Origin of the sequence: Vibrio sp. 10N.261.51.A4 (assembly GCF_041471945.1) — a bacterium.
Lineage (GTDB): Bacteria > Pseudomonadota > Gammaproteobacteria > Enterobacterales > Vibrionaceae > Vibrio > Vibrio crassostreae_C.
In genome coordinates this window covers 1-10805 of record NZ_JBFRPJ010000003.1, presented here as the reverse complement: position 1 = coordinate 10805, position 10805 = coordinate 1, and the positions used below count along the sequence as shown (strand labels likewise).

Genomic DNA, 10805 nt, shown 5'->3' with positions numbered 1-10805 from the left:
GAGGCGGCATTATAGAGATGCCGCTCATATTGGCAAGCAATAAATGCGTTTTTTATTAAAAAAAGAGGTTAAGCGAAGACATTTCAACCAAGGGCTTATTTATACCACCTTCACCCCAAGTTTCGAACAAATTACCCACAACGACCTGTGGATAACTACTCTCCACTATCAAAAAAGTAAGATAAACGAGCCCTAGGGTTTAGATACTCTCGAACTTGTTCAGGTAATTTGCTTGGATGAACGGCATTAACGATTTTGATCTCTTTAATAAAGAGGTCAATGATCGGAGCTTGGGTTCTTGGCACGCTAGGATCATAGATAAGTACATTTGGATAAAGCATATGTTTAGCGTTAACGGATATCACAATCCCAATCGAGTCATTTGAAAGCTGTACTACAGTTCCTGGTGGATAGACTCCCATGAACTTAACTAACAGCCCCAAGTTATCTTGGCTATATAGATGCTTGCAGCTCTTATATAGGTGGGACAGTGCCAAATACGGGATCATTTGTTGAGATTGCGTTTTACCATGGCAAAGGTTATCAAATGCATTAGCCACGGCGACTATCTTGGCAAATTCATCAATCTCATGTTCTTTTAAGCCCTCGGGGTAGCCAGAACCATCATTCATCTCATGATGTTGAGCGATCACCTTTTTAGCACTTTCAGGAAAGTCATCAATTGCCGATACAATATCCGCACCGTATTTAGTATGAAGCTTCAGGTAGTTCTCTTCTGGCACCGTTAGTGCACTCTGCTTTCTTAGTATCGCGACTGGTATTTTGATCTTGCCTACATCGTGAAACAACGCTGCGAATGAGAGGTCTTTCAATTGCTGTGTGTTATAGCCTTTGGCCTTTCCTATCATCAGTGCAACAACCGAAACATTTAGAGTATGAAAGTAAATATCTTCGAAATCTGCTTTAGCATTCATAAGGTGCAAGGTGACGTTATCATCGCTCACTAGAGTTTCAACGATATCATCAACAAGAGCCTTAACCTCCCCTACCGCATCTAAAGGTCTGTTACGGATCTTGGTCATCACAGATCGCATTCGAGCAAGCGAACGTTCAAACTCTCTCTCACAATGACTCACCCTGCGGCGGTAAGAGCTAAGGGTTTCGATACGCTCATGCTTATCTTTCCACATTCTTTCCGTTTCAAGGCTTACCTGTGAATCAATATCGACTTCTTGTTCACCTACGTGATTAACAGGTAAAGGTGAGGTATCACTTTGACTCAGGTTTATATAGACGTGCTTAATCCCAAGATGTCGAATTACTTTTACTTGAGCGTCATCTTTGATTTTAAAGCTGTTGAATAAAAATGGGTGTTCATTCCATTTTACGGGGAGTCGTATATGCAGACCGGGCTGAATGCGATCTACGGTAATCTTTATGCTGCCCATTTTTATATATAATATTGATGATTAATCTCTATTTATAATTCTAATAAAACCAAGCAGCAATTTCACTATCCAATTTCACAGGCTCAACTTAAAGAGTCGCAGTGCACCATCCAGCGTATACCGAATTTATCTTCTACTTTGCCAAATCGAGCCCCCCAAAAAGTATCTGCGAGTGGAGTCATTATCCGCCCTCCCTTCTTGAGCTTTTCAAAGATTTGTTCTTGAGTCGCGGTATCTTCAGTCACAAGAGAGAGAGCGAGATTGTTGCCTTCAAGTTCTTTTGCCTTAACACCATCAGACATCATCAGCTTCATACCAAACGCTTCGAACTCAGCATGCATAACCCAATCAGGTTGAGCGCCCTCGATTACCTGTGGTGCATCACTAAAAAGCTGCTTAGATAAAACCACACCACCAAAGCACTTGTGATAAAAATCCAACGCTTCATTACAACGACCATCAAAAAACAAGTAAGGGGTTACTGTCAGCATATCTATCTCCTCTGTTAGTCCTTTAAACATAGACAATAGAAAAGAGAATGACAGGTAACATCATGATTTAAGATAATTAATTCATTATCAGATCGAATAGCGAAGGGAAATTATGAGATTTAGGAGTGAAACATCAAGATCTGTCTGATTGAAGAGCAACTGCAACGACACGCCGGATTTCAAATTCACATACGTCCAAAACATAGAAAGGTCGCTATAAAAGCGACCTTTCTATGTTTGGTACCGATAGGCGGACTGATTGGACAGGCATTCTTGCCGCCACCGTGAAGGCAATGCTTCCTATACCCCAGATACAACAAAGCCCCGATTTTCATCTAGGCTTTGTCATTTAAATATGGTGCCGGTAGGTGACTTGACTGGGCTTGCATCCAAGCCGACACGCTGGATTTAAAATTCACAAACGCCCAAAACGACGAAAGGTCGCTATAAAAGCAACCTTTCTATGTTTGGTACCGGTAGGCGGACTGATTGGACAGGCATTCCTGCCGCCACCGCGAAGGCAACGCTTCCTATATCCCAGATACAACAAAGCCCCGACTTTCGTCGAGGCTTTGTCATTTAAATATGGTACCGGTAGGCGGACTTGAACCGCCACGCCCGAAGGCAACGGATTTTGAATCCGTCGTGTATACCAATTTCACCATACCGGCATTATCTTGGGGCATTGCCCTTTCGATGTTTGGCATTATACGTATGCGAACTGATGTGGCAAGTATAAAAACTTGAATTCATGTGTGTTTGCCGATAATTTCGCCACTAAGTCATAAGCTGTGCGTCATGTCTCTTTTCAGGCTAAGCCTTAAACTATATTCTGACGCCTCAATTTTTAAAGAAGTAATAACACATGACATCAACAAACACTCTGCCACCAGCAGGAGTCATGCGCCGATTTGGTGCCTTGTTCTACGACGCTCTGATCGTAATCGCTATTGAAATGTTGGCGGCTGGCGTCATTGTCGCTCTACTGCACGCGCTCATGGCTCTCGGCATTTTTAACCACAGCGGTTATGCCGATGTTAGTGACTTCTTAACCAACCATCCGATTTGGAGCCCTGCATATACCTTTTACTTAGTCGCCGTTTGGGTATATTTCTTCGTGTTCTTCTGGACTAGAGCTGGTCAAACTCTCGGCATGAGAGCTTGGAAGCTGCGCGTTCAAAACAAAGATGGCTCAGCGATCACAGTAACTCAGGCGCTGATTCGTTTAGGTACTTCAGGTTTTGGACTGGCAAACCTATGTGTTCCATTCGATCCTGAAAAACGTGGCTTTCACGATATCTGGGCAAAGACCGAAGTCGTTGTGTTACCACAAGCACGATAATGTGATTTAAGTTAGCTTCAATCAAGATCAAAAAAGGAAGGCGTTATGCCTTCCTTTTTACTATTTACAGTTTCCGCCTCAAGAGCATGATGGCAATTCCAAGGAACACCACGCTCGGGGCTATTGCGCCAAAGGCGGGTGGTATTTGATAAACCAAACTCACTGGGCCAAAGAACTCACTGGATATATAGAAGGTAAAGCCAGCAATAACACCTGACAAAATCCTCGCACCCATGGTCACACTACGCAAAGGACCAAAGATAAACGACAGTGCCATCAACATCATAACCGCGATCGAAATTGGCTGGGTTATCTTTCTCCACAGCGCCAATTCATAGCGTGATGCATCTTGCTCTGACGCCTTCAGATAAGAAACATAATCATACAACCCACTTAACGATAGCTCTTCTGGTTTAACCGTTACTATCGCCAACTTATCTGGAGCTAATGACGTTTCCCAAGAGTAAGTCGGTAAACTTTCTTTAGTAATTTGAAGTTCGTTTTCAAAAGACGTGATCTCTACATCCTTCATCGTCCACACGTTGTCTCCAACGTAATCAACTTCGTCAGAATAAATAGCGGTTTTAAGTGCCTTGTTTTCATCAAAGCGCCACATGTTCATTCCATATAGCTTCTGGTCATCGATTTTGACAATGAAGATGAAGTCATTGGCATCACGAGCCCAGACACCACTTTGCGTCGAAATAATATTACCACCAGCAATCGAGATAGTTCTTAAATCACGAGCCATTTTCTGCGCTTGCGGTGCTCCCCATTGACCAAGCAATGTCACCACGATCATCAGTGGAATAGCTGTTTTAAGTACTGATAGGCCGATATCTAACTTAGAGAAACCAGCTGCCTGCATAACGACAAGCTCAGAACTTGCAGCAAGCATACCAAGCCCTATCAATGCGCCAAGCAATGCAGCCATTGGAAAGAACATTTCGATATCACGAGGGATACTCAATAAAACGAAATACAGCGCTTGTAATAGATCGTATGTACCACGGCCAACTTTTCTTAGCTGTTCTACATATTTGATGATCCCAGAGAGACCAACAAACGTCACCAATACCAGTGACGTCGTTGCGATGATGGTTCTGCCTATATATAAATCGAGAATCTTAAACACGGCTTAAGCCAACCTCTTATTCTTGAATTTTTCTTTCAAACGCCTTACTGGCACGCTATCCATAAAGTTGGCACCAATCGCGACAAATAACAATAACGCATTGATTGGCCACATGCCGATTACCGCAGGAATGCTCCCCTCTTCGATTGAAGACTTGGTTGCACTGATTGCTAAGAAATAGGTGAGATAAATCAGTATTGCTGGGCCGATTTTCGCAAAACGACCTTGTCGAGGGTTTACCGCAGACAGTGGCACGACAAGCATGGTCAACAATGGAATACAAAGTACCAAAGAAATACGCCACTGCAACTCTGCTTTCGCACTATTATTTGAGTTACCAATCAGTTCAAGCGTAGGGATCGCTTCCCAGTCTCGACCTTTCTTCTCAACTTCACGCTGACCAATCAGGCCTTCGTATTCTTCAAAGTGCGTCACCCTGTAGTCGAGGCGAGTCGGAATGCCTTCATGACGAGTACCATCGTACATTACGATCACTTGGCGACCATCACTGAGCTCTTTTACATCACCTGACTTCGAGAACATCACACTTGGCAGTACAGAATCACGCGGACGCATTTGAGCTACGAACACGTTTTCTAACTTATTACCGTTGATATCATCAATAAACACGACAGAAGAGCCATCCGGCGTACCTTCAAACTTACCTTTTGGCAGTAAATCCACACTGTTCTCTGCAGCCACTTCTTCATACATTTGCTCAACTTTATCTTGCGACCAAGGAGACAGCCAAAATGAGTTAAAAGCAGCAACAGATGCTGTGATTAAGGCCAAGTAAAGTGCAGATTGAATAAGGAATTTATTACCAATACCAGTCGCGTTCATTACGACTATTTCACTTTCAGCGTAAAGGCGACCAAAAGTAAGCAAAATACCAATATAGATACTGAGTGGAAGCATCAATAGGCCCATCGCTGGCATATTTAAGCCAACAATCGACAATATAAGACTCGCAGGGATATCACCATCAGAGGCATCCGCTAAAACACTGATGAATTTTTGGCTGAGAAACACGAGAAAGAGAACAAAAAAGATCGCAAATTGGCTCTTGATTGTCTCGCGGATCAAATATCTAACAATAATCACGCTCAAATTACCTATACAAAACTTGTTTTTTTGATTGAATCACTATAATTTCCCGTTGAACCTTTTATTTTTTTAAATTTTTAGCTAAGTGTTAGCGTTCTTCTTTAAGGTTAGTTCCATTATAGGATCCAACAAGTAAGAACCCATTATCTAACATTTAGTTCGATTTGTCTTCAGGATGTAGGAGTACGCATGGAGTTCAGTGTAAAAAGTGGCAGCCCAGAGAAACAGCGCAGCGCATGTATCGTTGTCGGTGTATTCGAACCGCGCCGCCTTTCTCCAGTAGCCGAGCAATTAGATAAGATTAGCGATGGCTACATTAGTTCACTGCTTCGTCGCGGTGATCTAGAGGGTAAACCTGGCCAGATGCTACTACTGCATCAAGTACCTGGTGTACTTTCAGAACGTGTTCTACTGGTAGGCTGTGGTAAAGAACGTGAGCTAGGCGAGCGTCAATACAAAGAAATTATCCAAAAAACCATCAGTACACTAAACGAAACAGGTTCTATGGAAGCTGTATGTTTCCTTACAGAACTTCACGTTAAAGGTCGCGACACTTATTGGAAAGTTCGCCAAGCGGTAGAAGCGACTAAAGATGGTCTTTACACATTTGACCAATTCAAGAGCAACAAGCCAGAGACTCGTCGCCCACTACGTAAATTGGTATTCAATGTACCAACACGTCGCGAATTGAGCCTGGGTGAGAAAGCAATCTCTCACGGCCTTGCTATTGCTTCAGGTGTAAAAGCGTCTAAAGATCTAGGCAACATGCCACCAAACATCGCAAACCCTGCTTACCTTGCTTCTCAAGCTCGTCGTTTAGCCGACGATTACGAGACAGTGAAGACTAAGATCATTGGCGAAGAAGAGATGGAAAAACTGGGTATGACATCATACCTAGCAGTTGGCCGTGGCTCTAAAAATGAATCGATGATGTCTATCATGGAATACAAAGGCGCTCCGGATCCAGATGCGAAGCCGATTGTATTAGTAGGTAAAGGTCTGACTTTCGATTCAGGCGGTATCTCGATTAAGCCTGGTGAAGGCATGGATGAGATGAAGTACGACATGTGTGGTGCGGCGTCTGTATTCGGTACAATGAAAGCACTGGCTAAGCTGAACCTGCCTATTAACGTGGTTGGTATCCTAGCCGGTTGTGAAAACATGCCGGGCAGCAATGCTTACCGTCCAGGTGATATCCTAACGACAATGTCAGGCCAAACGGTTGAAGTACTCAACACTGATGCTGAAGGTCGCTTGGTTCTATGTGATGCTCTAACTTACGTTGAGCGTTTTGAACCTGACTGTGTTGTCGATGTTGCTACGCTAACTGGCGCATGTGTTATCGCTCTAGGTCACCACATCAGTGGCGTTCTATCGAACCACAACCCACTTTCTCACGAACTTGTTAATGCTTCAGAGCAAGCAAGTGACCGTGCATGGCGTCTACCAATGGCAGACGAGTACCATGAGCAGCTAAACAGCCCATTCGCTGATATGGCGAACATCGGTGGCCGTCCTGGCGGCACAATCACTGCTGGTTGTTTCCTGTCTAAATTCACTAAGAAGTACCACTGGGCACACATCGACAGTGCTGGTACAGCTTGGAAGTCAGGCGCAGCGAAAGGCTCGACAGGTCGTCCTGTCTCAATGCTAGTCCAATTCTTATTGAACCGCAGCGGCCAAGAGACTGAAGAGCAATCTTCAAAATAATAAAAAGGGCCTACGGGCCCTTTTTTAATAAGCGCTATTTGTTAGACCCTGTTAACCAAGTAACATTGATATCCACGATTTTCAGTTCGAGTATTAAGTATGCAGACTGCTACATTTTACATTGTGCCTTCAGACAGCCCGCAAGCCAGCGAAGATGGTTTTGCTCACTATGTGCTGTTTCTTGCTCAGCACTTTGCAAAACAAGGCGCTAAACTTTATCTCAACTGTAATGACAAAGAGCATGCCGAGCGTATTGCTGAAGTTTTCTGGCAAGTCGAACCCTGTGATTTTATTGCGCACAACTTGGTTGGCGAAGGCCCGAAGTATTCAACCAACATCGAAATTGGCTATCAAGGCGTAAAACATAATTGGAATCGTCAGCTAGTAATTAATCTGGCCGATAATCATACAACCTTTGCGAACGCCTTTGCTCAGGTGATAGACTTCGTCCCTTGCGAAGAAAAAGCTAAGCAACTCGCTCGAGAAAGGTATAAAATTTACCGTCAAGCTAAATATCAGCTACAAACTATCGAGATTCAACATCCATAGTCAAACCTCATAGTTAAAGCTATCTTTGGATTTAGATTCAAGAAGCTTCACTTATGAAGTTTGACCACGATTAACCATTCACAGTATCCGTTTAAGAGCACTATGGAAAAGACATACAACCCAACATCAATCGAACAAGCTCTGTATAAGACTTGGGAAGAGAAAGGCTACTTTAAGCCACACGGTGACACATCAAAAGAAGCTTACAGCATCATGATCCCGCCACCGAACGTCACTGGCAGCCTACACATGGGTCACGCGTTCCAAGATACGATCATGGATACGCTTATCCGTGCTCAGCGTATGAAAGGCAAAAACACGCTTTGGCAAGTGGGTACTGACCACGCTGGTATCGCAACTCAAATGGTTGTTGAGCGTAAGATTGCTGCCGAAGAAGGCAAAACAAAACACGACTACGGCCGTGAAGCTTTCATCGACAAGATCTGGGAATGGAAAGGCGAATCAGGTGGCACGATCACTCAACAACTTCGTCGTCTTGGTGCATCTGTAGATTGGGATCGTGAACGATTCACTATGGATGACGGCCTATCGGCTGCGACTCAAGAAGTGTTTGTTCGTCTATACGAAGAAGACCTAATCTACCGTGGTAAACGTCTAGTAAACTGGGATCCTAAACTGCACACGGCAATCTCGGATCTTGAAGTTGAAAACAAAGACAAAAAAGGTTTCATGTGGCACTTCCGCTACCCGCTAGCGAACGGTGTTAAAACGGCAGATGGTAAAGACTACATCGTTGTTGCGACGACTCGTCCTGAAACCATGCTTGGCGATACTGGTGTTGCTGTTAACCCAGAAGATCCTCGTTACAAAGATCTTATCGGCAAAGAAATCCTACTTCCTGTTGTAAACCGTCTTATCCCTATCGTAGGCGATGAGCACGCAGACATGGAAAAAGGCACGGGTTGTGTGAAGATCACTCCAGCTCATGACTTTAACGATTACGAAGTGGGTAAGCGCAACAACCTACCGATGATCAACATCCTAACGTTCAATGCTGATATCCGTGATGCTGCTGAAGTCTTCACAACGAACGGCGAAGAATGCGATGTTTACTCAACAGATATCCCTGCTAAGTACCAAGGCATGGAGCGTTTTGCTGCACGTAAAGCTATCGTTGCTGAATTCGATGAGCTTGGTCTTCTTGAAGAGATCAAAGATCACGACCTAACTGTCCCTTACGGCGACCGTGGTGGCGTGGTTATCGAACCAATGCTGACTGACCAATGGTACGTGCGCACAGCTCCTCTTGCAGAGCCAGCAGTTAAAGCCGTTGAAGATGGTCAAATCCAATTCGTACCTAAGCAGTACGAAAACATGTACTTCGCGTGGATGCGTGACGTGCAAGACTGGTGTATCTCTCGTCAACTTTGGTGGGGACATCGTATCCCAGCATGGTACGACAACGATGGTAAAGTTTACGTAGGTCGCACTGAAGAAGAAGTTCGTGAAAAGAACAACCTAGCGCCTGTTGTTGTGCTTAAGCAAGACGACGACGTACTGGATACTTGGTTCTCTTCTGCACTTTGGACGTTCGGCACACAAGGCTGGCCTGAAGATACTGAAGCACTGAAAACATTCCACCCATCTGAAGTACTAGTATCTGGTTTTGATATTATCTTCTTCTGGGTTGCTCGTATGATCATGATGACCATGCACTTCGTGAAAGACGAAGATGGCAAGGCTCAAGTACCTTTCAAAACTGTTTACATGACGGGTCTTATCCGTGATGAAAACGGCGACAAGATGTCTAAGTCGAAAGGTAACGTACTTGACCCAATCGACATGATTGATGGCATCGGCCTTGAAGAGCTAGTAGAAAAGCGTTGTGGCAACATGATGCAACCTAAACTGGCTGCTAAGATCGAAAAAGCGACACGTAAGACTTTCGAAAACGGTATCGAACCATACGGTACTGATGCGCTACGTTTCACTCTTGCTGCTATGGCTTCAACTGGCCGTGACATCAACTGGGATATGAAGCGTCTTGAAGGTTACCGTAACTTCTGTAACAAGCTATGGAACGCAAGCCGTTACGTACTAATGAACACAGAAGAGCACGACTGTGGCATGTCACTGTCTGTAGAAGACCGTGCAAACATGGAATTCTCTCTAGCAGATAAGTGGATTGAATCTCAGTTTGAAGTTGCAGCGAAAGAGTTTAATACTCACCTAGACAACTACCGTCTAGACATGGCAGCAAACACGCTTTACGAATTCATCTGGAACCAATTCTGTGACTGGTACTTAGAGCTAACTAAACCTGTTCTTTGGAAAGGTACTGAAGCTCAACAACAAGCGACTCGTTACACGCTTATCACGGTTCTTGAGAAGACTCTGCGTCTTGCTCACCCTGTTCTTCCTTACATCACTGAATCTATCTGGCAGAGCGTTAAGCCGCTAGTAGACGGCGTTGAAGGCGAGACAATCATGACTCAAGCGCTTCCTCAGTTTAATGAAGCTAACTTCAATGCTGAGATCGTTGACGACATCGAATGGGTTAAGACTTTCATCACTGCTATCCGTAACCTACGTGCGGAATACGACATTGCACCAAGCCAAGGCTTAGAAGTAATGATCAAGGTTGCTGATGAGAAAGATGCCGCTCGTATCGAAGCGAACAAGATCGTTCTTACTTCTCTAGCTAAGCTAGACGATATTAAAGTTCTAGCTGATGGTGAAGAGACTCCTGCTTGTGCAACTAAACTGGTTGGCAAATCTGAGTTGATGATCCCAATGGCGGGTCTTATCGACAAAGATGCAGAGCTTGCTCGTCTAGATAAAGAAGTCGCTAAGACTCACGGCGAGATTAAACGTATCGAAGGTAAGCTAGGTAACGAAGGTTTCGTTGCTAAAGCACCAGAAGCAGTTATCGCGAAAGAGCGTGAAAAGCTTGAAGGCTACAAGGAAACTCTTGTTAAGCTTGAAGAGCAAAAAGCGACAATCGCTGCGCTTTAAAACCGAGTGAACGAGAAGGCTTCAAACTTCTCGGTCTAAATAGAAAGGTTGGTCTTGGTGACCCAATCAATGCCGTTCGGATAAGC

The 10805-nt window shown here is 44.2% G+C and carries 8 protein-coding genes and 1 tRNA gene; 4 read left to right on the top strand and 5 right to left on the bottom strand.

The features are described from left to right. Nucleotides 1-155 precede the first annotated feature (155 nt). From AB4384_RS01725 to AB4384_RS01715, 3 genes are all read right to left on the bottom strand, one after another. Nucleotides 156-1409, bottom strand: coding sequence for an HD-GYP domain-containing protein (locus tag AB4384_RS01725; RefSeq protein WP_017063746.1), 1254 nt, complete (start codon nt 1407-1409; stop codon nt 156-158). A gap of 83 nt (nt 1410-1492) precedes the next feature. Continuing rightward, complete coding sequence (locus AB4384_RS01720; RefSeq protein WP_017055297.1) at nt 1493-1900, bottom strand: VOC family protein; 408 nt, start codon at nt 1898-1900, stop codon at nt 1493-1495. Between the two features lie 586 nt (nt 1901-2486). Further along, a tRNA-Leu gene (locus AB4384_RS01715) sits at nt 2487-2571 on the bottom strand. Nucleotides 2572-2765: 194 nt separating this feature from the next. Here AB4384_RS01715 and AB4384_RS01710 point away from each other — a divergent pair. After that, complete coding sequence (locus AB4384_RS01710) at nt 2766-3242, top strand: RDD family protein (protein WP_017058939.1); 477 nt, start codon at nt 2766-2768, stop codon at nt 3240-3242. Between the two features lie 64 nt (nt 3243-3306). Here the strand turns inward: AB4384_RS01710 and lptG are convergent, their stop codons facing one another. Both lptG and lptF read right to left on the bottom strand, forming a co-directional pair. Then, nucleotides 3307-4377, bottom strand: a complete 1071-nt coding sequence (gene lptG, locus AB4384_RS01705) for an LPS export ABC transporter permease LptG (protein ID WP_017058938.1) — start codon at nt 4375-4377, stop codon at nt 3307-3309. 3 nt (nt 4378-4380) lie between these two features. After that, on the bottom strand, nt 4381-5481 hold the full coding sequence (lptF, locus tag AB4384_RS01700) for an LPS export ABC transporter permease LptF (RefSeq protein ID WP_136989327.1): 1101 nt from the start codon (nt 5479-5481) through the stop codon (nt 4381-4383). A 192-nt stretch (nt 5482-5673) separates the two neighbouring features. Between lptF and pepA the strand changes: the two genes are divergently transcribed. The 3 genes from pepA to AB4384_RS01685 all read left to right on the top strand — a co-directional run bounded on the left by pepA (nt 5674) and on the right by AB4384_RS01685 (nt 10719). After that, nucleotides 5674-7194: a leucyl aminopeptidase gene (gene pepA, locus AB4384_RS01695; RefSeq protein ID WP_372128757.1), complete on the top strand. Its 1521-nt coding sequence runs from the start codon at nt 5674-5676 to the stop codon at nt 7192-7194. Between the two features lie 99 nt (nt 7195-7293). Then, the gene (locus tag AB4384_RS01690) at nt 7294-7743 is read left to right on the top strand and encodes a DNA polymerase III subunit chi (protein WP_372128755.1); all 450 of its coding nucleotides are present in this window, start codon (nt 7294-7296) and stop codon (nt 7741-7743) included. Nucleotides 7744-7845: 102 nt separating this feature from the next. Further along, on the top strand, nt 7846-10719 hold the full coding sequence (locus tag AB4384_RS01685) for a valine--tRNA ligase (protein WP_372126908.1): 2874 nt from the start codon (nt 7846-7848) through the stop codon (nt 10717-10719). Nucleotides 10720-10805 lie beyond the last annotated feature (86 nt).